Genomic DNA, 24,326 nt, shown 5'->3' with positions numbered 1-24,326 from the left:
AATCAATTTTTAACCTTTAACACTGCAAGTATGTCAATATTAGCATTTCAAATGCCAGAGAAAGTTGTAATGGAAAAAGCCGACGACTTTCATGGTTTATTTGAATTCAAGCCGCTTGAAAAAGGTTACGGAGTAACCATCGGTAATGCTTTGCGAAGAATTTTGCTTTCTTCTTTGGAAGGTTACGCAATTACTAGCGTTCGCATACCTGGTGTACTGCACGAGTTCTCGTCTGTTGAAGGCGTTGTAGAGGATGTATCTGATATAATCCTCAACTTGAAAATGGTTCGCTTTAAGAAAGTAAGCGAAGTTATTGATGATAAGGTCACTGTATCTATCTCAGGTCAGGATAAATTTGTAGCTGGAGACATCAGCAAATTTTCTACAAGCTTTGAGGTTCTAAACCCTGAGCTGGTAATCTGCAACCTGGACAAGAACATGACTCTGGAAGTAGAGCTTACTATTCAGAAAGGACGTGGTTACGTTCCTGCTGAAGAAAATAAGCCAGCTGATCAGGTTTTTGGTCTTATTCCAATTGATGCCATTTTCACGCCAATCAAGAATGTAAAGTTCAGCGTTGAAAATACACGTGTTGAGCAGAAGACTGACTATGAAAAGCTATTGCTTGACATACAGACTGATGGTTCTATACATCCTGAAGATGCCTTGAAAGGCGCTGCCAATATTTTGATCCAGCACTTCATGCTCTTCTCTGATAACACAATGACTTTCGAAACAGCTAAGCCTGAAGAAGAAGAAGCTGTGGATGAAGAACTGCTGCACATGCGCAAAGTACTGAAGACTTCACTTCAGGATATGGATCTTTCAGTTAGAGCTTACAACTGCCTTAAGGCTGCCGACATTAAAACGCTTGGCGACCTGGTACAGCTTGACATCTCTGACATGATGAAGTTCCGTAACTTCGGTAAGAAGTCTTTGACAGAGCTTGAGAACCTGGTGCAAGAGAAAGGCCTGACTTTTGGCATGGACCTTTCTAAGTATAAATTAGAAGAAGATTAATAATCCTACGGCATAATTCCCGATCCCCGGGTGGGTTGATCGACGGTATGCACGTGCACAATTCAAAATAATGAGACACGGTAAAAAAATCAATCACTTAGGAAGAACCGCTTCGCACCGTAAAGCAATGCTGTCAAACATGGCTGCTTCGCTTATCATGCACAAGCGTCTTTCTACAACAGTAGCCAAAGCGAAAGCACTACGCAAGTATGTTGAGCCTCTACTGACAAAATCTAAAAACGACACAACTCACTCCAGAAGAACTGTTTTTGCTTACCTGCAAGACAAGGAGTCTGTGAAAGAGTTGTTCGACGAAGTATCTGTAAAGATCGCTAACAGACCGGGTGGTTACACTCGTATCCTGAAGACTGGTTACAGACTTGGTGACAACGCTGAAATGTGCGTTATCGAACTTGTTGACTACAACGAGGATATGCTGACTACAACTGGTGCTGCCGGTGGTGCTAAGAAAACTCGTCGTCGTTCTTCTTCTAAGAAAAAAGGTGCTGAGTCTACTGAGGCTTCAGCTCCAGCAACTCCAGAAGCAGAGGGCACTAAAGATGAAACAAAAGATGCTGAATAAGCTTCATTTGTGAAATATTGCAAAGGGACATGACGTAAGTCGTGTCCCTTTTTTATTTTTGTATCAAATTATTAAAATGAAAAAACACACAACTTCCGAAGCTATTCTTTTATTGCAAGATGGTACCGTTTTCACAGGTAAGAGCCTGGGTCGCATCGGTACAACAGGTGGTGAGTTATGCTTTAACACAGGTATGACTGGCTACCAGGAAATCTTCACGGATCCATCGTATTATGGTCAGTTAGTTGTCACTACTTTTTCACACATTGGTAACTATGGTGTGCAGTCTGATGAAGTCGAATCAGGGAAAGTACAGATCAATGGTCTTGTGTGTAAAGAGTTCTCGCACTTCTTCTCCCGTAAGCGTGCAGAAGGTTCTTTGCAAGACTACTTTGAAAAAGCAGGTATAGTTGGTATCTGTGAAATCGATACGCGTGCCCTTGTGCGCCATATCCGAGATAAAGGCGCTATGAATGGAATCATTTCATCTGAGACTTCTGATGTCGCAGAGCTTAAAAAGCGTTTAGACGAAGTACCGTCTATGGATGGGCTTGAATTGTCCTCGCATGTGAGCACGCCCGAGGTATACGACATGAAACCAGAAGATGTGAAGTACAGAGTTGCTGTGCTGGATCTTGGTGTAAAGCGTAACAGCCTGAACAACCTGGTAGCTCGTGGCTGTGAGGTAAAGGTATTCCCTTATGATACACCATTTGAGGAAATGGAAAAGTGGAACCCGGACGGTTACTTCATATCTAATGGCCCCGGTGATCCGGCAGCTACTACCATTGCGATCAACAGTGTAAAGCAAATACTGGACAAGAACAGACCGATGTTTGGTATCTGTATGGGGCACCAGATGCTGGCACAGGCCAATGGTATTGCAACTTACAAAATGCACAACGGCCATAGAGGACTGAATCACCCTGTTAAAAATCTGATCACTGGCTTTAGTGAGATCACTTCACAGAACCATGGTTTCGTTGTAGATTCGGAGCAACTGAAGAATCACCCGGACGTAGAAGTGACGCATATCAACCTGAATGATAATACCGTGGAAGGTATACGCATGAAGTCAAAGCCAGCATTCTCGGTGCAATATCACCCGGAGTCCTCACCAGGACCACATGATTCCGTTTACCTATTCGATGATTTTATCACGCTATTGGAGCAAAACAAGTAAAACTATATAAAAACAAACCGATGAGCTTAATTACAGATATTAAAGCCCGCCAGATCTTTGATTCAAGAGGCAACCCAACAGTAGAAGTTGATGTGTTTACAGAAAACGGCGTATTAGGCCGTGCTGCTGTGCCATCTGGCGCTTCTACGGGTGTGCACGAGGCGGTAGAACTTCGTGACGGTGACAAAGGCAAGTACATGGGAAAAGGTGTACTGCAGGCCGTTCAAAATGTAAACGAGAAAATAGCTGAAGAGCTTGTCGGGTTTCCGGTGTTCGAGCAGAACCTGCTAGACAAGATCATGATCGAGCTGGATGGTTCTGACAACAAAGCCAACCTTGGCGCCAACGCAATCCTTGGTGTATCGCTTGCTATAGCTCGTGCAGCCGCTCAGGAGCTAGGTATGCCATTATACCGCTACGTGGGTGGTGTTAATGCTAATACCTTGCCCGTTCCGATGATGAACATCCTGAACGGTGGTAGCCATGCTGACAACGCCATCGACTTCCAGGAATTCATGATCATGCCAGTTGGTGCGCCTTCTTTCTCTGAAGCGCTTCGCATGGGCTCTGAAGTGTTCCATCACCTGAAGAACGTGCTGAAGAAAAAGGGTCTTTCGACAAACGTAGGTGATGAAGGTGGATTTGCTCCAAACATTGCTTCCAACGTGGAGGCAATCGAGGTAGTACTGCAGGCCATCGAAGCAGCTGGTTATAAGCCGGGTGACGACATGATGATTGCCATGGATGCAGCTAGCTCTGAGTTCTACGACAAATCTACTGGTCTCTATACCTTCAAGAAGTCTACCGGCGATAAGCTGACGTCTTCTGAGATGGTAAGCTACTGGAAAGAGTGGACTGAGAAGTATCCGATCGCTTCTATTGAAGACGGTATGGATGAAGACGACTGGAAAGGCTGGAAAGAGCTGACTGAGTCTATCGGTAATAAGGTACAGCTGGTAGGTGACGATCTGTTTGTAACAAATGTAAAACGTCTGCAGCAAGGTATAGACCAAGGCGTAGCCAACTCTATCCTGATTAAGGTAAACCAGATTGGTACGCTGACTGAGACGATCAACGCCATTAATCTGGGTCTGCGTCACGGTTATAAGAGTGTAATGTCACACCGCTCAGGAGAGACAGAAGACAACACGATTGCTGACCTGGCAGTAGCGCTTAACACTGGACAGATCAAGACAGGTTCGGCTTCCCGTTCTGACCGTATGGCCAAATACAACCAGTTGCTTCGCATTGAGGAGGAGCTTGGTGAAGTGGCTTATTATCCTGGAAAGAAGTTCTAAAGAACATCTGGAAAATATTTTACCGATAAGGGTGTGGGTTTATGACTCACACCCTTATTTTTGTGTAAAGCCCTCAGAATAATATCTATAGTTTCCTATATATGCTTCAACGTATACCTAAGTTTGTTCGCAGTTTTTATTTCATTACAGGTATGCTCTTCCTGGTATGGATGCTTTTCTTTGATTCCAACGACTTTATCACGCAGTACCGTATGAGCAGGGAGTTGCGCGATAAAGAAAAGGATAAGGAGTACTACCTGGAAAAAATGGCCGAGGTACAGCAGGATCGTGAGGAACTGATGGGTAATCCGGAACTGCTTGAAAAATTTGCCAGAGAGAAATACCTGATGAAGCGTCCGGGCGAGGATGTGTTTATCGTTGTGCCGAAGAAAGAGAAGTAAGAATACAGATCCAATGATGGATGTGCAGAAAGCTGTTTTGACGAACAGCTTTCTCTGTATATAGCCCATTGAGGTACATTAGACACAAATGTCATATGAATGACATAGTAATACCGCTATCCCGAAAGCAACTTTTGCTGTAACATTGAGCAAAAAACAGAAACACTATGAAACAGTTGGGACAGAAAATACTGGACATCCGTAAGCGAAAAGGACTGAGCCAAGAGGAACTATCAGAGCAGGCGGGAATAAGCCTGCGCACTTTGCAGCGTATAGAGAAAAATGAAAGCGAACCACGCGGCTATACCTTGCAGTCCATCTGCCAGGCACTAGACGTAGATGTGGAGGAAGTGTATGACTACGGCAAGGAACCAGACAAAGGTGTATTACTACTAATGCATCTATCGGTGCTTTCTTACTTGTTGATGCCGCTGGGGAATCTCATTTTCCCACTGATCATCTGGATAACACAGAAAAAGAAAGTGCTTCACGTGCACGAGCAAGGTATAAGCCTGCTAAACTTTCAGATCACCTGGTCGTTGGTTACCTATCCACTGGTCATGCTTTTTGCCTGGATGAAAATCATGCATTTTCCTGGTTCGTGGTATGTATTGGGTGTCTATCTGGTTCTATACTTCCTAAATGCACTGCACGTGATCAGGGTTTGCTGGCTGGTTAGCAAAGACGCTACACACGATCCGTACCCTGTTTCGTTGGCTGTATTAAAGGTATAAGCCCATGTACCAGGTATAAAGCACGCCCATTCCCATACCTCCCCTTATTTTTTCGTAACTTTGCGTATAGCGTTGCCCAGTAGAGGGCGGCCTCACTAACGTATAAGAACATGGCAAAAGTTGCGATAAACCTTTCTACGGGAGCCCTTCAGCAGGAAGAGGTGATCGTAGGTATAGACCTTGGGACTACCAACAGCCTGGTAGCCTATATACATCCCGAAACCAAAAAGCCGGTAGCTATAAACGACCTCGGTCGCGGTACCATTGTGCCATCTGTGGTGCACTTCACCCAGAACGGCGAGACGATTGTAGGCAATGAGGCAAAAGAATACCTCACTACTGATCCGGCCAATACCATTTACTCAGTGAAACGCCTGCTGGGCAAATCTTACAAAGACCTTGGAGAGCACAAAGATTACTTTGGTTACAAAATCATCGACGATGACAGCGAAGGACTGGTGAAAATCAGGGCGGGAGATAAATTCTATTCGCCTATCGAGTTGTCGGCAGAGATTTTGAAAGAGCTCCGTGAGCGTGCCGAGCATGCTCTGAAAACTCCTGTGAATAGAGCAGTGATCACCGTACCAGCTTACTTCAACGATTCCCAGCGCCAAGCAACGCGTGACGCGGGTAAACTTGCCGGACTGGAAGTGCTACGCATCGTGAACGAGCCGACAGCAGCTTCGCTTGCCTACGGTATAGGTATAGATCCTTCTGAAGAAAAGACGATCGCTGTCTACGACCTGGGTGGTGGCACATTTGATATTTCTATTCTGAGTCTGCACCAGGGTATATTTGAAGTGCTCTCAACGCACGGCGATACCTATCTAGGTGGCGACGACATGGATCGCGCTATCATCAACTACTGGATTCAGGAAAACCAATTGGTAGCAGACACGCTGAACGAGGACAAGAACCTGCAGCAGGAGCTGCGTTTGAAGGCAGAGGAGGCCAAAAAGGCATTGAGCCAGCAGCAGATCTATACCAGCAAAGTAAATGATATCGAATGCGGTATTACGCGTCACAAGTTCGAGGAATTGATTGCCCCGATCGTAGCCAAGACTATTGACAGTTGCCGCCAGGCGATGGGTGATGCCAAGCTGAAGCCGGAGCAGATCGATGCCGTGATCATGGTAGGTGGCTCTACACGCGTGCCGATGGTATACGAAACGGTGTCGGAGTTCTTCGGAAAGCCTGCCAACAATACCCTCAACCCGGATGAAGTAGTGGCCCTCGGTGCTGCCATTCAAGCCGATATCTTGTCGGGTAACCGCAAAGACATCCTGCTGCTAGACGTAACGCCGCTTACGTTAGGTATAGAGACTATGGGCGGACTGATGGACTCCATTATCCCGCGTAACTCCAAGATCCCAACCAAAGCCGGCCGTCAGTACACAACTTCCATTGACGGTCAGGTGAACATGAAGATATCAGTGTACCAGGGCGAGCGTGATCTGGTGAAGGAGAACCGCAAACTGGCTGAGTTCGACCTGAAAGGAATACCGGCCATGCCAGCCGGCTTCCCGAAAGTAGACGTAAACTTTATTCTGAATGCAGATGGTATTCTGAAAGTAGAAGCGATTGAATTGCGCTCAGGAGTACGCCAGGAGGTGGAAGTGAAACCACAGTATGGCTTGACAGACTCTCAGGTAGAGCAGATGCTGATGGATTCTATTACGCACGCACGTGAGGATGTGTCGGCGCGTATGGTGATCGAAGCCCGCACCACGGCTGAGCAGATGCTGTACCAGGTGGAACGCTTCCTGGAGAAGAACAGTCAGCACCTGACAGAAGAAGAAATTAAGATGACCCAGGAGAACTTAAAAAAGCTGCGCGACGTGCTGCCAAGCGGCGACAAAGATCAGATATTGAAAGCAGTGGACACATTGGAAGAGCAGACCAGCCCGTTTGCAGAGCGTGTGATGCAGATCTCCATCAAACAGGCTATGGCCGGCAAGAAAATAGAGTAGGCTATACCTGTTGCCTATACCGTAAAAAGAGAAGAGCTGACCGTAATGGCCAGCTCTTCTCTTTTTGTAGTTACTATTTCTCTCTATTTTGTCATCCTGAAAGGATCTTGGTAGCAGCTTAGCATAGACTTAAACTCCCTTCAGCTAAGTTTCTTGACAGATAGGCAAGAAGTTTTGGCAGATATTCTTTGGATCTTCGATTTTGATCTCCAGCATCGGTTAGAGGTAGTTTTATACTTGCACTAAGCCTACGTTTTGCAATTAGGGTTAGCGACTAAGCGAAAGCAGCGCGTCAAGTAAGGTATAGTTCAGGTATAGCAGCGTGATTGCGACAATTACCCCCACCATGACACTGGCGTATGGTTCATCTTGTTCCCGTACACCTTTTACACCCCAATACACATAGGCGATCAGGGCAGTTAGTCCATACAATAACAGGAGCACAGGTATAGCAATCAGCACTGATTCCGGAACAAGCCGCCAAAAGTAGTTGAACCCGAGCCAGGCTACATTCAGGATCCAGGATAGCACCAGCATCAGGATACTGCGCCTTGTGGAGCCTAAGCCTAATAGCCGAAACAAGGCTATACCTTTGTCCGTCGCCATGACTTAGAATTTTACACCGAACTTCTTGCCTACCTCTGCCAAATCCTTCTCAACAGGCGGCAACAATGGTATACCTTTCTGGAGACGTCTGGCTGTCATGATGCGCTCCGGGTCGCCAGGTATAAGCACGGCTTTTTCGCCACGTTTTACCTGGGCGTTGCGGAAGGCATTGATCCAGTTGTCCATGTGGTGCTTGAACTCGTCGGCAGGGCGGAAGGCGTCGATGCGCATAGCGCCGAAAAAGTGCCCTATACCTTGGCCCACCGGGTCGGCGGGAGGAGCGAGGAAGCTGACGAAAGGCGGTACCCACGGGCCATAGTTGGCACCCGACAGCACACCTGAGAAAATATCGACGATAGAGCCAAGCGCATAGCCTTTGTGACTACCGCGGTTTTTGGTGCTGCCCAACGGGAGCAGTGCACCGCCAGCCTGTACTTCAAAAGGGTTGGTAGAGCCCAATCCGATGGCCGTCTGTACCCAGCCGCTTGGCGTTTGCTTTTGCTTGCGTTGGAGTATTTCCAGCTTGCCGTTAGCAGCAGTGGTGGTGGCGAGGTCAGCTACAAAAGGAGGCTGCTCATTGGTTGGCACAGCTACTGCAATCGGGTTGGTGCCCAGCATGCGTTGTGTTGAGTGCGTTGGTGCTACTAGCGGGCTGGCATTGGTCATGGCCATCCCGATCATGTCGTGCTGCAGGGCCTGCATGGCATGGTAGCCCGCTATACCGAAGTGGTTCGAGTTGCGCACCGACACCCAGCCCGAACCTACGTTCTCTGCTTTCTTCATGGCAATCTCCATCGCACGCGGCGCCACCACCAGGCCCAATCCGCCGTCGCCGTCTACTGTGGCGGTGCTGGGTGTTTCGTGGACAATGCTGATGTTTGGCTTCGGATTGATGCGGCCGGCTTCCCAAAGGCGAATGTAGCCGCTCAGGCGGGCTACGCCGTGGGAGTCTACGCCGCGCAGGTCAGCCTCCAGCAGTACCTGGGTCGCTAGCTGGGCATCTTCCAAAGAGCAGCCGATGTTCAGGAAAATCTCGCGGGTGAAATCAAAGAGGTGTCGGTATGGGTACATAGCAATCTTGTTAGTGCCGCAAATTAAAAAAATATCAGGCCAATGCCTCGCAATTCCTCATGCGATTGTCCTTCACGGAAATTATACCTCTGAACATCATTTATATACCCTTTTTTCTATACTTTCGGAGTTTGGTAGAAAAGTGGAATGGATTTTGACTTGGCCAAAACAGGCTAAAACAATACGACTATGAAAAGAGCATTACTTCTGATCTGGATACTCACAGCGACTGTTGCAGTACAGGCACAGAGCCGGCTCGTGTTTAATGAAGCTATACCTGTCTCTTTCCTGATCAAGCAGGAGGCGGCTGGCAGCAGCAGTCAGGTAAACAGCAACAAGCTGATACAGTTGCTAACCGAAGGAGGCACGACTACCAGCAAATCCGGCGGGCGCCCGAGCCGCAAGCCTGAGTTTGTAGTAAGACTGGAGCAGCAGGCACGCATTGCCAAAGCCGGTGATCAATTGCAGATCAAGGTACAGCTGCAGCAAATAGGCGTGAGCGGCGATTTGCATTACCGTGGCTTTGACCTGGGCAGCGTGCTCTTGCCGGAGCAGACCAGGATGACGGTACGTTTGCTCAACAGCCAGCAGAAAGAAGTAAAGCGCTTTAGCCTTCCTGCCCTGAACCTAAAGCCAAATGGCATCGTGGCCCTGGGAACCACCGTGCCAGACACCGCCAACAGCCAAGGCTATACCTTGAAAGTGGAAGGACTGGAGTTGATGTATACCCATGCCGATGTCCAGGAACTGGAGGAGCGGATCAGTCTGATCAAAGAATATTATGCAGCCGATGCCACCCTGAACAAAATGCTGCAGGATGTCGCCCTGATCAAGCACGACGATGTGGACCGCATTAAGCAGCAGGATCAGCGTCTAAGCGATATGGAAGAAATGCTGAAGAAGCTGCAGAACAAGCGTTTTTCTGATAAACTGAGCCTGAACCAGTACGATCCGCAGCGCTATACTGCTAAGGCGAACCAAGTAAACCAGTTATTGAAAGAGCGTCGCAAAGCGGTGAACCATACCCTGGCTACCCTTGACCAGCAGTTTTATAACAGAGGCATCAGTCTGATGGCCCGCAACAACCTGGCGGCTGCCAGCACTTACTTTGTAAAGTCGTTGGAGGTGAACCCACGTTTTGCACCTGCACACCTGCAACTGGCCCGTCTGGACTTTATGAGCGGCAACGTGCACGAGGCTGCCGGCCGCACCCGCGACATCCTTACCCAGATGCGGGTAGACCCTGAGACTCAGCAGATGGCGCTGGGGCTGGCGCACGACATCTACAGTTCGTTCATGGCAGAAGGCCATGCCCACAACAGCCGCGGCGACTACCGTAGTGCCGTAGCTGCCTATGCCGATGCCCGCGCCCTGTGCAGCACCCTGGGCGGATTGCGTTGCAACATGCCTGCGCTGAATGACGGAGAAGGCCGCGCCGTGTATGGCTATTATCGCAGCATGGTAGAGGAGGGCAAGCGCTCTCTGAGCCGTGGCGATCTGGCACAAGCTGAGCAGATGGCAGATGATGCCTATACCTTCCAACGCCAGTACGACTACCTGCTGCACGATGCCACTGAAGCTGCCGAGTTACAGGGGCAAGTGAAGTACCAGTACTATGTGCAGCACATCGACAAAGGACGGCAAGCTATTAAGTCAAAAGACTACCGCTATGCACTGGAGCAATTTGAGTTGGCCTTGGCGCTGGAGCAGGGCTATACCTTTCAGCCTGTGCGTGAGCTAAGTAACTTGCTGCAGCAGGCTGCCAAACCGGTGCTGCTAAGTCAGCTTGCAGATGGTTATACCCTGGCCATGAGCAACCGGTTGAGCGATGCCAGAGCAGTGGCCAGTTCAGCTGAAAATATGCGCAGCCGTTATGCCCTGGAGCGTGACACCGAGGTACAGGCCAAGTACATCGAGCTACGTGATCGCATTTTTACGCAGGAATGTCTGAATGTGCAGGCTGATTATGACCGTCATTACCAAAATGCGAAAGCATTGGTGAGCGAGAAGAAATTCATCGCAGCCGATCAGGCCTATCAGGCTGCCCTCAACGCAGCAGGTGCGAAAGCAACTTGCACCATCGCCACGTTTAAGGCAGAAGATGGGCGTGCCACTATTGCCGATGCTGTTGCTTACCAGCGTATGCTCGAAGAGGCAAATCGCATGGTGGCGACTGGTCGCTATACCGATGCCATACAAAGGTATAATGATGCCGAGCAGCACTACCTGAGCAAGTCAATTGCTCGCTTTGGGCTGGATCACATCTCGCTCTACAACTTTGCACGGGAGCAAAGCAAGCTGGCCTTCACCGCAACTGTAGTAGATCATTTCACGGGCAACCGGCAAGAAAAAGCGGCTCTGCAGCTGCTCACTAACCTGCTCGACAGGGGCTATTCTAAAGGCAAAACCAAGAAAACACAGCAACAGCTAGGTATACAGTTAGCTATAAAAGACGTAACTAGCGGTCAGACCGAAACGGCCAAGGTGATGGCAGCTTCTTATACCCAAGGTGACAAAAAACTGAAGCATCTAGGTAAGGCTTACGAAAAGGAGCGCAAGAAACTGGCGAAGGGCTAAGCTTCTTATAAGCTTCGATGTATAGCCGAAGGGTACCATCAACAACAAAAAAGCCTGCTTGAACAGCAGGCTTTTTTGTTTCCAGAGAGGTATAGCATCTTATTTCAGCTGCATGTTATCGAGCCAGATCACATACTCCTTCTTTTCTGCATCATAGCGGAAGCCGTAGCGGGTAGGGTAGTAGAGGCCTTTTTGCTGAAACTCTTCTGGCTGCTTCAGGTCAAAAGTATCATCAGGCTTCGACTGCAGGTACTCCACCGTGTACATCGGCTCAAAAAAGATGACGCGGCCATCATAAGAGCCATAGATCATGGTCTGGGTGAATTTCTCACCATTCAACTCCGGGCTATACCGGTCTACCCAGTGCTTGCCCATTTGCGGTACGTTCACCTGCACATCAATATAGTCTGCTGGCAGGTAGCGTGGAGCAGGTTCTATCATTAGTTTAGGATCGCTAGCTTCGTCGCCGATTGCCTTGCGCTCTGCCGACGAGATCATGTAAAAGTGCGCATCAAAGTGAGGCAACTCGTACAGCGCAGGCGGGTGCCCCATCGGGTTCCAGTCCATCACGATATGCTTGAAAGGCGTCTGTTGCATGATCTCTTCCGGAAGCTCCATTTCGTAGTAGATCATGTGTCCGTGCCCTTCGGAGTTGTCTTGTTGAGGGAGCGTATTAACGGCCTGTTCCGAGATGCGTACCCCGACAGCAGCGGGATTTCCGGCTTCATCAAAAGTAGCCCAACTGTAAGCAGTACCTTCTCCTACATGTATGGTCTTGCCATGTATAGTCTGGTTAGCCAAAGGTGAAGTTTCATTGTCATGGTCGTTGCAGCCGGAGAGCAGCATGACCAGCGAAAGCATGAAGCTGATCTGGAATAATCGTTCAGGAACCATGGTGGTAAGTATAATCTGAGATGCGTTCTTATTTAAGCGTTGTTGAAGCCCTCTTCCTGCAGCACCTTTTGCAGTACCCCTTCTTTCAGGGCGTAAGCCGACACCCTAATCTCTTTCAGATTATAGGTCTCCAACACGAAATCCACCAGGATACTCGCCAGCACGATCATATCAACCCGCATCTCCAGCATACCTGGTATAGCCAGGCGTTCGTCGTGGGTTTTGTGCAGCAGTTCCTGGTATATCTTGTAGAAGTCAGAGACCTGCAAGGCAGCAGTGGCAGGCTGCGAAAGTTGTCGGGCATTGTCGCCGCGGCTCAACGCATCGATGTCACAAAGGGTGTCGAAAGTGCCGGATGCGCCTACCAGTCGGGCAGGCGTATACCTTTCCACAGCCTTAGTGAGCGGCTGCAGCTGCTCTGCTAGGAATTGTTTCTCGGCAGCTACCTGCGCATCAGGTATAGGATCGGCGGTGAAGAACTTATCCATGAGTCGCTGTGCACCCACTTCAAAGCTTTGTTTCCAGAAGATCTCTTGGTCATTGCAGATGATAAACTCCACACTACCCCCGCCGATATCCATGATCAGAGAGGTCTGACCGTCGAGCACACCGGCCGAGCGCACACCGTAATAGATCAGTTCAGCTTCCCGGCCACCGTCTATTATCTCTACCTGTATATCGGTCTGCTTGTAAATGTCTTTGATGAAATCCTCACCGTTGCTGGCGTTGCGCACCATGCTGGTCGCCATGGCCCGCACCGTCTCCACGTTGTACTCGTCGATCTGCCTGCGGAAATCCTTCAGTGTTTTCATAGCCCGCTCGTACGACTCCGGCGCAATGGTGCCTTTGCTGATGCCGCCCTGCCCGAGTCGTACCGGCAGCTTGGTTTTCACAAAGTCTGTACGGTTCCCATTTTCATCTACTTCTGTAATGAGAAGGTGAAAGGTGTTGGTGCCCATGTCGATGAGTGCGAGGCGTTTGGTCATAGGGGAGGGTAAGTTTCTCATTAAATATTATCAAAAGAGGCGAAAATGGCCGCAATCGAGAACAAAAGAATATAAAAAGCTACTATTGCGGATATAAGAGCAAATAGCAGAAAGAACAGATATACGAGAACTTTCTGTATCACCGAGTAGCTAGTATAACTCATATAATAAAATGGGGTTTTGGTCGCATAGATGTGTGACCAAATGAAAACTGCCACTGCGCCTACGAATGCCCCTAGAAAAGCAGACAGCATGCCGATCGATAATCCCCCTTTTAGTAGAATCATATTTGTTATAGGTAGCGAGTATGTATTTAAGGAAACCTCGTAAATGATAATATAAATCGGCTCACCATTTAGCGATGTGCTAATAAAGTGTTTTTCAGTTTGAAGTAAAATTATTTTAGTGAAGCTAAATAGCTTCCTTTTTACACCAGCCCGGGTAATGGGTTTCTATTAGTAGAGAATCTCTACTGGTAAGGCAATCTAGTTGGCCCTCTCTCTTTATAATATCTCCATTATCGTTAAACTGTACCGCACTAAAAACTTCCGTTTCAGTAGCACAAAGAACGTGTTTTACCTTTCCGGTTTCAAAGAATATGAATGTTCGTCCGTTCTCATGTATAGCTGAGGTATCTCCATTTGGATAGAAAGAGACATTAAATACTATTCTTCCGTTGCTATACTTCGTCCTGTTTCTTAAAATTTCCACTTCGTCATAATCCATTACCCAACCGTGCAATTCATCATTCATGTAATTTCTTGCTGATTTCAAACTGCCATCCTCAAAGTATTCACGGCCTTCGCCTTCTAATTTTCCATTAACATAAGGTATTAGCTCCTTTTGCTTACCATTTGGATAGTAGTATTTAGCTGGGCCATTTAATTTATTACCTTTTATATGCACCTCTGCTTCAATATTCCCATCATCAAAATAGTATGTAACAACTCTTTGTTCATTGTTACTACATCTGCTATTTAATAGCACTACTAGGACTAACAAGAAGGAGAAATTGAATCTTTTCGTAAGCATATTCAAAGTCTTTACCTACTACCCCTCCGAACTAAACCGAAAGAAAGTCCCTAGAGGTAATTTCCGCTCACCTCTGTCGTGCAGGTATATCTCGCCTAACTCTTCATTCTTAATCTGCTCCCCAAAAGTCAAACGCATCAGGTTATCCAGAATCAAGGCCGAGAAGCCGAGGGAGTAGAGGTTGATCACAAGAAAGTAGTCGGTTTTGTCGAGCATCTGGTGGCAGAGTTTGATGAGATCGTTCAGCTCATTTTCCAGTTGCCACTTCTCACCGTTTGGGCCACGGCCGTAGGCGGGAGGGTCGAGAATGATGCCGTTGTAGGTGTTGCCGCGCTTCACTTCACGGCGAGCGTACTTCATGGCGTCTTCCACGATCCAACGCACATTGTCGAGGCCGCTGGCCTCCATGTTGTCGCGTGCCCAGAAGTTCACTTGCTTCACCGAGTCGAGGTGAGTGACATCGGCACCGGCGGCTTTGGCAGCTAGAGTAGCAGCACCGGTATAGGCAAACATGTTGAGCACCTTTGGCGTTTTAGTCTTCAGTGAGCGGGTTTTGTTGTAGATGAATTTCCAATTGCTATCCTGCTCCGGAAACAGGCCCACGTGCTTAAACGAAGACAGGCCCAGGCGAAAGCGCAGCTTCATGTCGCTGTACTGGTAATCGATATACCACTGCTCCGGCATTCCTTTTTTGAGCTTCCACTGACCTTTTTCCTGGCTACCTTTATCGCGGGTAAATACGGCATTCGCCATGCGCTGCCACTCCGATTCGGGCAGGTGTTTGTCCCAGATGGCCTGCGGCTCGGGGCGTGCCACATAGTACTGGCCAAAGCGCTCCAGCTTTTCAAAATTACCTGAGTCAACGAGTTCGTAGTCAGACCAGTTTTCTGTTGTTAAAAAGGAATACATATATTTGCTGTTTATATCCGGCTGTGTAAGGTTGGCAAATTACGAATTATATGCCGTGCCTGAAAATTGCACGCAAGCGCCGGATTAAATGTTTCTACTATATGGCACTTAGCTTTTACAAATACCAGGGCACTGGCAACGATTTCGTGATGATCGACAACCGGAAGCTGACCTTCCCGGCAACTGACGAGCAACTGATCAAAAGCCTCTGCAACCGCCGCACAGGTATAGGCGCTGACGGTCTGATCCTGCTGCAAAACCACGACGACTACGACTTCGAGATGGTGTACTACAATGCCGATGGTCGACTGGGATCTATGTGCGGAAACGGTGCCCGTTGCACGGTTCGCTTTGCCAAACAGTTGGGTGTAATCGAAGACGTGGCTTATTTTCTGGCTGCCGATGGTGAGCACCAGGCTACGATCGAGCGCGAAGAAATTCAGCTAAAGATGACTGATGTGGTAGGAGTAGAGCGCATCGAAGATGACTTTTACCTCAATACCGGTTCGCCGCATTATGTGCGTTTCGTGGAGAATGTCGATAACCTGGATGTGTATGCCGAAGGCCATCTGGTTAGGTATAGCCCCCGCTTCAACGCAGTAGGCACCAACGTTAACTTTGTGCAGCGCCTTTCTGATAATGAAATCTATGTGCGTACCTATGAACGTGGCGTGGAAGACGAAACTCTGTCTTGCGGCACCGGCGTAACGGCTTGCGCGCTTGTGGCCGGATTGACAGGTATGGGAAGCCCTGTTTCGGTTAAGACACCTGGTGGTAATCTGAAAGTAGCTTTTGAGCAGGACGGTATGGGTTTCCGCTACATTTACCTGATCGGCCCCGCTAAATTGGTGTTCACAGGTACGGTGCCGGTTCCGGAGAAGGTATAATAGATGTTTCTCCGTTCCGAACATACCTACCTACGGGCGCTCGAGCCCACCGACCTGGATTTTCTCTATACCTTAGAAAACGATACCTCCACATGGCATGTGGGCAACACGCTTACTCCCTACAGTAAGTTTGTGCTGGAGCAATACCTCGAGAATGCCACCCTCGATATCTATACCGTCAAGCAGCTCCGACTGGTCATCTGCAACCAGGCACAGGAGCCCATCGGCGCCATCGACCTCTTCGACTTCGACCCACTGCACAGCCGCGCAGGTATAGGCATTGTAGTGTCGGCCCAGTATCGCGGCAAAGGCCACGCCTCCGAAGCGTTAAATCTCTTGCTTGATTACTGCCAGCACACCCTGCAACTGCATCAGGTATACTGCAGCATTACCGCCAGCAACCATAGCAGCATCAAGCTTTTCAAAAATGCCGGTTTCGAGGAGGTAGGTATGCGCCGGGATTGGCTGCATAGGTCCGATGGGACTTGGGATAATGTGGTTGAGATGCAGCGGGTGTTTCCTGTCTGAATCAGGATCAACAGGATTTTCGTGCATGATTGTCATCCCCCTGCCCCCAAGGAGGACTTTGCAGCCAATACCAATCCTCAGGTGTAAGCGATGTAGTAAATAACTACTGGAGTAAATAACTACTAGCCGGTAGGTATAACTATAGTAGCTGTAAATGTATACTGTTAACCCACCCCTGCTGCTTCCTTTTCGAGGGCCCCTACCCCGAGAGGGGAATTTCTGCCATTACTAATTTTCAAGTATAAGCCTTGTAGTATCTGTCACATAACATTGACAGGTATAGCAAGACTAACTCACGTTAAACTATGCAATAAACAAAGGTGCCATGTGCGCTTTGCGGCGCTCCACTGTTCGAGCGTTCAGCGAGTTTGGAGCGTCTTGATTTTTTTGCTTACTTTTTTCATCAAGGAAAAAAGTAAGGCCCGTCCGGCCAGGACATACGGTGCCAGCCGCACAGGCGAAGCTACAAAGCGGGTTGCTATACCTGCAATAGTGCCATAGCTATACCCGGACCATAGGCTCCACGCCCTTATAATAGCAGACAAAAGCGCGGAGGCTTACTCGATTGACTAAACGAAACAACCTTCATCCTGTCACAATGCCACAACTCATCTTACTACTTTCCCTTTCTGACACAGGAATTTACACTGCCTGAGCTTTGTTGAGGAAATATGTATAGCCTATCGGCAAATATGGCAGAAACGCCATGCAGCTGTCATTCTGGTATTGTTTTAGTGCATTGCCTTAGATATATCAGAAAAACAGCTTATTTTTGACGATATTGCAAACGCAGGATTTCATTTAAGAATAACAAATACAGATGTTTGATTTTTTCGGTAAAACCGTTGCGAAACTATTCGGAACCAAGTCCGACAGAGATATAAAGGAGGTAGTGCCTTACGTATCCAAAATTAACGAGGAGTACGCAAAGCTTAATAGCCTCACCGACGACCAGCTTCGTCAGAAGACACTCGAGATCAAGGGGATCATTGACGAGCGCCTTAAGCCGATCGACGAAAAGATAGCTGCTCTGCACAAGCGTGTGGCCGATGAGCCGGAGCTGAACATCGTGCAGAAAGAGAATATTTTCTCAGAGATCGACGAACTGGAAAAGGACCGCAATAAAGAACTGGAGGTAGTGCTGATGGAAGTACTGCCTGTCGGTTTTGCCATTGTTAAAGAAACTGCCCGTCGCTGGAAAGAGAACGGTCAGTTGGTGGTAACCGCCAACGACATGGACCGCGAACTGTCAGCCCGCAAACCAAACGTGCAGATCGACGGCGACAAAGCTATATGGGCTAATAAGTGGATGGCTGCCGGCAACGAGATCACATGGGAAATGCTGCATTATGATGTGCAGTTGATTGGTGGTATCGTGCTGCACCAGGGTAAAATCGCCGAGATGGCCACAGGTGAAGGTAAAACACTGGTAGCAACGCTGCCTGCCTTCCTGAATGCCCTTTCGAAGCGCGGTGTGCACGTGGTAACCGTAAACGACTACCTGGCCCGTCGTGACTCTGAGTGGATGGCGCCTTTGTTCGAGTTCCATGGTATCACCATCGACTGCATCGACAAGCACCAGCCTAACTCTGAAGCCCGCCGCAACGCCTATCGTGCGGACATCACCTACGGTACCAACAACGAATTCGGCTTCGACTACCTGCGCGACAACATGTCACGCGAAACCAAAGACCTCGTACAGCGCAAGCACCACTACGCCATGGTCGATGAGGTGGACTCCGTGTTGATTGACGATGCCCGTACACCATTGATCATTTCCGGTCCGGTGCCACGTGGCGATGAGCACGAGTTCTACCAGCTGAAGCCACGCATCGCTACACTCGTAGACGCACAGCGCAAAGTAGTGATGAACTTCCTGACAGAGGCTAAACGCCTGATCAAAGAAGGAAATACACAGGACGGTGGTCTGGCTTTGTTCCGCGCCTACCGTGGTTTGCCTAAGAGCAAGCCATTGATCAAGTTCCTGAGCGAAACGGGTAACCGCGCTATCATGCAGAAGGTAGAGAACTACTACCTGCAGGACAACTCGCGCATGATGCCAGAGGCCGACGAGCCGCTTTACTTCACCATTGACGAGAAGCACAACCAGATCGAACTGACTGAAAAGGGCATTGACCTGATCACTGGTCAGGGCGAAGATCCGCAGCTGTTTATCCTCCCGGATATCGGAACGGAAATCGCCAACATCGAGAACAACACCTCGCTGAACGAAGAAGAAACGCTTCACGCCAAAGAAAAACTGATCGCTGACTTCCAGGAGAAGACCAAGCGTGTGCATACCATTAACCAGTTACTCAAGGCCTATACCTTGTTCGAGAAAGACACGGAATACATTGTGACGCCGGACAACAAGGTGAAGATCGTTGATGAGCAAACAGGTCGTGTGATGGAAGGACGTCGCTACTCGGATGGTCTGCACCAGGCCATCGAAGCGAAAGAGAACGTGAAAGTAGAGGATGCCACGCAGACCTACGCCACCGTGACGCTGCAGAACTACTTCCGTATGTACCACAAACTGTCAGGTATGACGGGTACAGCCGAGACTGAAGCAGGCGAATTCTGGGACATCTACAAACTGGACGTGGTAGTTATACCTACCAACCGTGTAATCGCCAGAAAAGACGAGCACGACAAGGTATACAAAACCACGCGTGAGAAATACAACGCCGTAGCTGATGAGATTGTGCAGCTCACAGAAGCTGGACGCCCTGTGCTGGTGGGTACCACATCAGTGGAAATATCTGAGCTCCTGAGCCGTATGCTCACACTGCGTAAGATTAAGCACCAAGTGCTGAACGCCAAACAGCACCAGCGCGAAGCCGAGATTGTAGCTGAGGCTGGTAAGCCAGGCACAGTAACCATTGCTACGAACATGGCAGGTCGCGGTACCGACATCAAGTTGGCTCCTGAATCGAAAGCAGCGGGTGGTCTGGCCATCATCGGTACAGAGCGCCACGAGTCCCGCCGCGTTGACCGCCAGTTGCGTGGTCGTGCCGGTCGTCAGGGTGACCCAGGTTCTTCGCAGTTCTTCGTGTCGCTCGAGGATAACCTGATGCGTCTGTTCGGTTCTGACCGTATCGCCCGCCTCATGGACCGCATGGGTCTGGAAGAAGGCGAAGTGATTCAGCACTCGATGATTACCAACTCGATTGAGCGTGCGCAGAAGAAAGTGGAAGAAAACAACTTCGGACAGCGTAAGCGCCTGCTCGAGTACGACGACGTGATGAACGCCCAGCGTGAAGTGGTGTACAAGCGCCGCCGCAATGCTCTGTACGGAGAGCGTCTGGAGCTCGATATCTGGAACATGATCTATGATATCAGCGAAGACATGGTGGTGAACTACAAGAACACCGCTGACTACGACAACTTCCAGCTGAACATCATCCGTGTATTCGGTATCAATACCAGCATCACAGAAGATGAGTTTAAGTCTGGTCAGGCCAATCAATTGGCAGAGCGTCTATACAACGAGGCCCTGAACCATTACCTGACTAAGAACAAGCAGATAGCCGAGCAGGCATTCCCGATTATCGAGAACATCCACCTGAACCGCGGACCGATGATCGAGAACGTAGCCGTGCCATTTACAGACGGCAAGCGCCAGTTGGCCGCCGTGGCGAACCTGACCAAGACGTACGAGTCGCATGCCATGGAGCTGATCCGTGCCATGGAGAAGATCATTACGCTGGGTACGATCGACCAGGCCTGGACCGACCACCTGCGCCAGATGGACGACCTAAAGCAAGTAGTGCAGAACGCCGTGTACGAACAGAAAGACCCGCTCTTGATTTACAAGTTTGAGTCTTTTGAGTTGTTCAAGCGTATGATCGGCAAGGTAAACGAGGAGACGGTATCCTTCCTGTTCCATGCTTACATACCAGTACAGGCGCCGGAGCAAGTGCAAGAGCCGCGCCCGCCGCAAATGCCAAAGCCGCCGGTATTGCATGAGCAGAAAGAGGAAGTACACTCTTCGCTGGAGCAAAACAGCAGCCCGATGCACGCACCGGAACCAGAGAAGGTGATGCCTGCCCACTCACAAAAAGTGGCCGGTCGTAACGACCGCGTAAGTGTGCAGTACAACGATGGCCGTGTGCTAAAGGACGTGAAGTTCAAAACGGTAGAGGAGGATTTGCTCCACAACCGCTGCGTACTGATTGAAGACTAATCCCAGATAGCCGCCTTCTGAAAAGTCTGGCGGCTATTCTTTTATATGATCATCTGAAAGCAAAGGATATAAGAGCGGGTGCATAGCCCGGCTTTATATCCTTTGTCTTTGTTTAAAACATCTTTTGTCAAGAATTATGTCAGGAGAAGAATTAGCTACTTATATAGACCACACCATTCTGCGACCTGATGCAACAGCCGAGCAGGTGATGCAATTGTGTGACGAGGCCCGCAGCTACGGTTTTGCGGCAGTGTGCGTGCCACCATGCTATGTGCAGGCAGCTGCCGAGCAACTGGGACCAGGCGCAAGAGTGAAAGTGGCCACAGTGGTAGGCTTTCCGTTGGGTTACCAGCATCCGAAAGTAAAGTTTCTGGAAACGCACCAGGCTATAGCCGATGGAGCCAACGAGATTGATGTCGTGATGAATGTCTCGTTCTTTAAATCTGGCAGGTATAGCGAGATACAGAACGAGCTGAGTGACCTGGCGAACTTCTGCCACCTGAAAGAGGCGGAACTGAAAGTGATCATCGAGACGGCCTTACTTTCGCAGGACGAAATCACCAAAGCCTGTGAGATATGCGCGGCGGCAGGTGTGGACTTCGTGAAAACCTCAACAGGTTTTGCATCAGGTGGTGCCCGGGTGGAAGACGTGCAGCTGATGCGCCGCGTGCTGCCGAGCCATATCAAAATAAAAGCATCGGGTGGCATTAAAACATACGCCGATGCCCTGGCGTTAATTGAGGCGGGAGCCGACCGGTTAGGTTGCTCTGCCAGTATCCAAATTGTGAAGCATGAACAGAGCGCTTAGTTTTCTTTTTATTATTGCCCTGATAGTATCATCGGCCTGCAAGCCGTCAGCAGAGGCCCGCACCAGCTCACCTGACAGAACCACCAGTGCCCGTGTAGTAGATGACATCAGCGTATACCGTCCGACTTACCCGGCCGATGCGGCCAATGCCCCGGCAGCTGCCAGGGTAGAACCGACTAACCACGCCAATGCCAAGGTAGCCGTGTTGATGGATTCGGTGGCCAGCGTGAACAAGAACATACGCTATGCACAGGGCTATCGCATACTAGCCTACAATGGTTCAGAGCGCCAGACCGTGATGGACCTGCGCAAAGCGATCATCGCCCGCGTGCCGGAGGAGAAGGACTACCTGACCTATCAGCAGCCAAACTTCAGACTCAAGATAGGCGACTATTTCACCCGTATGGAGGCGCAGCAGGTGCTCAATCAGATCAGTGACCTGATACCCAACGCCCACATTGTGCAGGAGCAGATCAATATTCCTAAAAACTAAGGTATAGCGACCCGCTACAGGTATACAGCGTTGCAGTTGCTCAGGCGGCTGCAACGTTTTTCTTTTTATATTTGACAGAAGATACCAGGACCGCCAATGGTCTGTTGCCCTATTACTTACATGAATCAATTAGCACAGAAAATAAAAGAGCTGGCCACAACCTATACCCAGGACACAGTAGGTATACGCCGGCATATCCATGCCAACCCGGAGCTTTCTTTTGAAGAGCACAATACGGCTGCTTATGTGGAGCAGGTGCTGCAAAGCTATGGGCTGGAAACTACCCGCATGGCTAACACCGGAGTGGTAGCCATGATCGAAGGACGAAACCCAGAGAGCAAAACAATCGCCCTGCGGGCAGACCTGGATGCGCTTCCGATCACTGAGCAGAATGCCGTAGATTACAAATCGAAGAACGAGGGTGTGATGCATGCCTGCGGGCACGATGTACACACGGCTTCTTTGTTGGGAGCTGCCCGTATTCTGCAGGAGGTACGCAATGAATTTGAAGGCACCGTAAAATTGATTTTCCAACCGGGAGAAGAGAAATTCCCTGGAGGTGCTTCCATTATGATCAAAGAAGGTGTGCTGCAACAACCAGCACCAGCAGGTATAATCGGCCAGCACGTTTTCCCGATGCTGCCGGCCGGCAAAGTTGGCTTCCGGTCAGGTATGTACATGGCCAGTGCCGACGAAATCTACATCACGGTAAAAGGCAAAGGCGGCCATGCGGCGCTTCCGGAACTCAACGTAGATCCTGTGCTGATCACCTCGCACCTGATCGTGGCGCTGCAGCAAATCGTGAGCCGGCATGCCAGCCCTAAGGTGCCAACGGTGCTTTCCTTTGGCAAAGTAGAGGCCTTGGGAGCAACGAATGTGATTCCGAATGAAGTGAAGGTGGAAGGTACTTTCCGGACGATGGATGAGGTATGGCGCAAAGAGGCGCACAGCCGTATACGCAAACTGGCCGAGGGACTCTGCGAAAGCATGGGAGGCAGTTGCGACATCGACATCAAGTTTGGCTACCCTTTCCTGAAGAACGACCCTGACCTGACCGGTCGTGCCCGTGAGGCAGCAGCGCTATACCTGGGAGCGGATAATGTCGTAGACCTTGACCTGTGGATGGGAGCCGAGGACTTTGCCTATTACTCACAGGAAGTGGCTGCCTGCTTCTACCGATTGGGTACCCGCAATGAGGAGCGAGGCATCACTTCGGGTGTGCATACCCCAACATTTGACATTGACGAAGCAGCACTGGAAACCGGCATCGGGCTGATGGCCTGGATAGCCGTGCAGGAACTGGCAGCTGATAATCTATAATATTTATGAGAAAGCTATACCTGATACTTGCATTGGCAGCACTGCCGATTCTGAGCAAGGCCCAAAGCAAAATAAAAGCGCCTACCGCCATCTGGCCTGAATTGCAACTGAGTTATGGGCTAGGGGAGAGCGGTCTGCTGTTTCTTCAGAACCAGTACCGCATCAACACCGACGAGCGCTACAATGGCGTGGGCAGTTTTGAGCGGATTGAGTTCACGTTGGGCTATGAGCATGCCTTTAACGACCATTGGTTGGCAGGTGCCATGTTCCGCTATGCCAAAGAAGATATGCCTACAAGTAACTTTACCTCGGCTTTTATCCGCCATGCCGGTAACATCAAGGGCTTATATTTCAACAAACAGCTGATGCTCGATTACGTGAACCAGGAGCGGCGCGACCCTTTCGCACGGTTCAGGCTGATGGCAGAGTTGGGCAAGCGCCTTCCGCTGGGGCAGCGCTTCATCACGCCGTCACTTTCTTACGAGATGTTTGTGGTGAAGGAGTTCGGCGAAGAAACAAACGAATTGTTGATACGCACCATCGACCGCACCCGTCTCAGATTGGACGCCACTTACGAGATTAGCGAGCGGTTTCGTGTCACGCCTTACTTCCTCCGTCAGACCGATTACTACTTTGTAGAGTTAGGGCCAAAATATGACGAAGACGGGGTTTTGGTTGAGCCGGGTTATACCACGAAGCGCAACCGCATTTCACCCGTCTTTGGTTTAGAACTGAAGTACACTATCAATAGAGCAGTTTCTACAGGCAGCTATACCTATTAGATCTCTGAAAAATTGACAGGCACGTCAGTTTTAAGCGACTTATTAAATGACATTATTT

Annotated in this window: 21 protein-coding genes; 15 read left to right on the top strand and 6 right to left on the bottom strand. The window is 49.4% G+C overall.

Annotation, left to right across the window (positions count from 1 at the left end; genetic code table 11):
* Nucleotides 1-30 precede the first annotated feature (30 nt).
* From I0P70_RS15975 to hscA, 7 genes are all read left to right on the top strand, one after another.
* Entirely contained in the window at nt 31-1,020 is a 990-nt protein-coding gene (locus tag I0P70_RS15975; protein WP_196119948.1) for a DNA-directed RNA polymerase subunit alpha, read from the top strand.
* Nucleotides 1,021-1,090: 70 nt separating this feature from the next.
* Nucleotides 1,091-1,603, top strand: coding sequence for a 50S ribosomal protein L17 (gene rplQ, locus I0P70_RS15970; protein ID WP_196119946.1), 513 nt, complete (start codon nt 1,091-1,093; stop codon nt 1,601-1,603).
* Between the two features lie 76 nt (nt 1,604-1,679).
* Nucleotides 1,680-2,786, top strand: coding sequence for a glutamine-hydrolyzing carbamoyl-phosphate synthase small subunit (carA, locus tag I0P70_RS15965; protein WP_196119944.1), 1,107 nt, complete (start codon nt 1,680-1,682; stop codon nt 2,784-2,786).
* A gap of 20 nt (nt 2,787-2,806) precedes the next feature.
* Complete coding sequence (gene eno / locus I0P70_RS15960; RefSeq protein WP_196119933.1) at nt 2,807-4,084, top strand: phosphopyruvate hydratase; 1,278 nt, start codon at nt 2,807-2,809, stop codon at nt 4,082-4,084.
* Between the two features lie 101 nt (nt 4,085-4,185).
* The gene (locus I0P70_RS15955) at nt 4,186-4,485 is read left to right on the top strand and encodes a septum formation initiator family protein (protein WP_007654253.1); all 300 of its coding nucleotides are present in this window, start codon (nt 4,186-4,188) and stop codon (nt 4,483-4,485) included.
* 167 nt (nt 4,486-4,652) lie between these two features.
* Nucleotides 4,653-5,219 (top strand): helix-turn-helix domain-containing protein, encoded by a 567-nt coding sequence (locus I0P70_RS15950; protein WP_196119930.1) that lies wholly within the window; start codon nt 4,653-4,655, stop codon nt 5,217-5,219.
* Nucleotides 5,220-5,329: 110 nt separating this feature from the next.
* Nucleotides 5,330-7,189: a Fe-S protein assembly chaperone HscA gene (hscA, locus tag I0P70_RS15945; protein ID WP_196119929.1), complete on the top strand. Its 1,860-nt coding sequence runs from the start codon at nt 5,330-5,332 to the stop codon at nt 7,187-7,189.
* A gap of 267 nt (nt 7,190-7,456) precedes the next feature.
* Here hscA and I0P70_RS15940 read toward each other — a convergent pair whose 3' ends face one another.
* Nucleotides 7,457-7,795, bottom strand: a complete 339-nt coding sequence (locus tag I0P70_RS15940; protein ID WP_196119927.1) for a hypothetical protein — start codon at nt 7,793-7,795, stop codon at nt 7,457-7,459.
* A 3-nt stretch (nt 7,796-7,798) separates the two neighbouring features.
* A complete protein-coding gene (locus tag I0P70_RS15935; RefSeq protein WP_196119925.1) occupies nt 7,799-8,866 on the bottom strand; it encodes an Ldh family oxidoreductase in 1,068 nt (355 codons plus the stop codon).
* A gap of 189 nt (nt 8,867-9,055) precedes the next feature.
* Here I0P70_RS15935 and I0P70_RS15930 point away from each other — a divergent pair, with 189 nt between their 5' ends.
* Complete coding sequence (locus tag I0P70_RS15930) at nt 9,056-11,443, top strand: hypothetical protein (RefSeq protein WP_196119923.1); 2,388 nt, start codon at nt 9,056-9,058, stop codon at nt 11,441-11,443.
* A gap of 99 nt (nt 11,444-11,542) precedes the next feature.
* Here I0P70_RS15930 and I0P70_RS15925 read toward each other — a convergent pair whose 3' ends face one another.
* The 4 genes from I0P70_RS15925 to I0P70_RS15910 form a co-directional block, all read right to left on the bottom strand.
* Complete coding sequence (locus I0P70_RS15925; protein WP_196119921.1) at nt 11,543-12,337, bottom strand: DUF5602 domain-containing protein; 795 nt, start codon at nt 12,335-12,337, stop codon at nt 11,543-11,545.
* 32 nt (nt 12,338-12,369) lie between these two features.
* Entirely contained in the window at nt 12,370-13,323 is a 954-nt protein-coding gene (locus I0P70_RS15920; RefSeq protein ID WP_196119919.1) for a phosphatase, read from the bottom strand.
* 411 nt (nt 13,324-13,734) lie between these two features.
* On the bottom strand, nt 13,735-14,355 hold the full coding sequence (locus I0P70_RS15915) for a toxin-antitoxin system YwqK family antitoxin (RefSeq protein ID WP_196119917.1): 621 nt from the start codon (nt 14,353-14,355) through the stop codon (nt 13,735-13,737).
* A gap of 18 nt (nt 14,356-14,373) precedes the next feature.
* Nucleotides 14,374-15,264: a class I SAM-dependent methyltransferase gene (locus I0P70_RS15910; protein WP_196119915.1), complete on the bottom strand. Its 891-nt coding sequence runs from the start codon at nt 15,262-15,264 to the stop codon at nt 14,374-14,376.
* Nucleotides 15,265-15,365: 101 nt separating this feature from the next.
* Between I0P70_RS15910 and dapF the strand changes: the two genes are divergently transcribed.
* The 7 genes from dapF to I0P70_RS15875 all read left to right on the top strand — a co-directional run bounded on the left by dapF (nt 15,366) and on the right by I0P70_RS15875 (nt 24,268).
* Nucleotides 15,366-16,151, top strand: a complete 786-nt coding sequence (gene dapF, locus I0P70_RS15905) for a diaminopimelate epimerase (protein WP_196119913.1) — start codon at nt 15,366-15,368, stop codon at nt 16,149-16,151.
* Nucleotides 16,152-16,154: 3 nt separating this feature from the next.
* The gene (locus tag I0P70_RS15900) at nt 16,155-16,679 is read left to right on the top strand and encodes a GNAT family N-acetyltransferase (RefSeq protein ID WP_196119912.1); all 525 of its coding nucleotides are present in this window, start codon (nt 16,155-16,157) and stop codon (nt 16,677-16,679) included.
* Nucleotides 16,680-17,499: 820 nt separating this feature from the next.
* Nucleotides 17,500-20,865, top strand: a complete 3,366-nt coding sequence (gene secA / locus I0P70_RS15895) for a preprotein translocase subunit SecA (RefSeq protein WP_196119910.1) — start codon at nt 17,500-17,502, stop codon at nt 20,863-20,865.
* Nucleotides 20,866-21,001: 136 nt separating this feature from the next.
* Nucleotides 21,002-21,673, top strand: a complete 672-nt coding sequence (deoC, locus tag I0P70_RS15890; protein WP_196120223.1) for a deoxyribose-phosphate aldolase — start codon at nt 21,002-21,004, stop codon at nt 21,671-21,673.
* Nucleotides 21,657-22,166: a sporulation protein gene (locus tag I0P70_RS15885; RefSeq protein WP_230392247.1), complete on the top strand. Its 510-nt coding sequence runs from the start codon at nt 21,657-21,659 to the stop codon at nt 22,164-22,166. Before deoC ends, I0P70_RS15885 begins: the two co-directional genes overlap by 17 nt.
* A 120-nt stretch (nt 22,167-22,286) precedes the next feature.
* Nucleotides 22,287-23,486: a M20 family metallopeptidase gene (locus I0P70_RS15880; RefSeq protein ID WP_196119908.1), complete on the top strand. Its 1,200-nt coding sequence runs from the start codon at nt 22,287-22,289 to the stop codon at nt 23,484-23,486.
* A 5-nt stretch (nt 23,487-23,491) separates the two neighbouring features.
* Entirely contained in the window at nt 23,492-24,268 is a 777-nt protein-coding gene (locus tag I0P70_RS15875) for a DUF2490 domain-containing protein (RefSeq protein WP_196119906.1), read from the top strand.
* Nucleotides 24,269-24,326: the final 58 nt, after the last annotated feature.

This window comes from Pontibacter sp. FD36 (genome assembly GCF_015686655.1).
Classification (GTDB): domain Bacteria; phylum Bacteroidota; class Bacteroidia; order Cytophagales; family Hymenobacteraceae; genus Pontibacter.
Note: the sequence above shows the minus strand (reverse complement) of the source record. Positions and strands in the feature narration are given on the sequence as shown.

Excerpts from the sequence above, each read along its gene's own strand:
- I0P70_RS15975 (WP_196119948.1), top strand. The coding sequence starts at position 31 with ATGTCAATATTAGCATTTCAAATGCCAGAGAAAGTTGTAATGGAAAAA.
- rplQ (WP_196119946.1), top strand. The coding sequence starts at position 1,091 with ATGAGACACGGTAAAAAAATCAATCACTTAGGAAGAACCGCTTCGCAC.
- carA (WP_196119944.1), top strand. The coding sequence starts at position 1,680 with ATGAAAAAACACACAACTTCCGAAGCTATTCTTTTATTGCAAGATGGT.
- eno (WP_196119933.1), top strand. The coding sequence starts at position 2,807 with ATGAGCTTAATTACAGATATTAAAGCCCGCCAGATCTTTGATTCAAGA.
- I0P70_RS15955 (WP_007654253.1), top strand. The coding sequence starts at position 4,186 with ATGCTTCAACGTATACCTAAGTTTGTTCGCAGTTTTTATTTCATTACA.
- I0P70_RS15950 (WP_196119930.1), top strand. The coding sequence starts at position 4,653 with ATGAAACAGTTGGGACAGAAAATACTGGACATCCGTAAGCGAAAAGGA.
- hscA (WP_196119929.1), top strand. The coding sequence starts at position 5,330 with ATGGCAAAAGTTGCGATAAACCTTTCTACGGGAGCCCTTCAGCAGGAA.
- I0P70_RS15940 (WP_196119927.1), bottom strand. The coding sequence starts at position 7,795 with ATGGCGACGGACAAAGGTATAGCCTTGTTTCGGCTATTAGGCTTAGGC.
- I0P70_RS15935 (WP_196119925.1), bottom strand. The coding sequence starts at position 8,866 with ATGTACCCATACCGACACCTCTTTGATTTCACCCGCGAGATTTTCCTG.
- I0P70_RS15930 (WP_196119923.1), top strand. The coding sequence starts at position 9,056 with ATGAAAAGAGCATTACTTCTGATCTGGATACTCACAGCGACTGTTGCA.
- I0P70_RS15925 (WP_196119921.1), bottom strand. The coding sequence starts at position 12,337 with ATGGTTCCTGAACGATTATTCCAGATCAGCTTCATGCTTTCGCTGGTC.
- I0P70_RS15920 (WP_196119919.1), bottom strand. The coding sequence starts at position 13,323 with ATGACCAAACGCCTCGCACTCATCGACATGGGCACCAACACCTTTCAC.
- I0P70_RS15915 (WP_196119917.1), bottom strand. The coding sequence starts at position 14,355 with ATGCTTACGAAAAGATTCAATTTCTCCTTCTTGTTAGTCCTAGTAGTG.
- I0P70_RS15910 (WP_196119915.1), bottom strand. The coding sequence starts at position 15,264 with ATGTATTCCTTTTTAACAACAGAAAACTGGTCTGACTACGAACTCGTT.
- dapF (WP_196119913.1), top strand. The coding sequence starts at position 15,366 with ATGGCACTTAGCTTTTACAAATACCAGGGCACTGGCAACGATTTCGTG.
- I0P70_RS15900 (WP_196119912.1), top strand. The coding sequence starts at position 16,155 with ATGTTTCTCCGTTCCGAACATACCTACCTACGGGCGCTCGAGCCCACC.
- secA (WP_196119910.1), top strand. The coding sequence starts at position 17,500 with ATGTTTGATTTTTTCGGTAAAACCGTTGCGAAACTATTCGGAACCAAG.
- deoC (WP_196120223.1), top strand. The coding sequence starts at position 21,002 with ATGTCAGGAGAAGAATTAGCTACTTATATAGACCACACCATTCTGCGA.
- I0P70_RS15885 (WP_230392247.1), top strand. The coding sequence starts at position 21,657 with ATGAACAGAGCGCTTAGTTTTCTTTTTATTATTGCCCTGATAGTATCA.
- I0P70_RS15880 (WP_196119908.1), top strand. The coding sequence starts at position 22,287 with ATGAATCAATTAGCACAGAAAATAAAAGAGCTGGCCACAACCTATACC.
- I0P70_RS15875 (WP_196119906.1), top strand. The coding sequence starts at position 23,492 with ATGAGAAAGCTATACCTGATACTTGCATTGGCAGCACTGCCGATTCTG.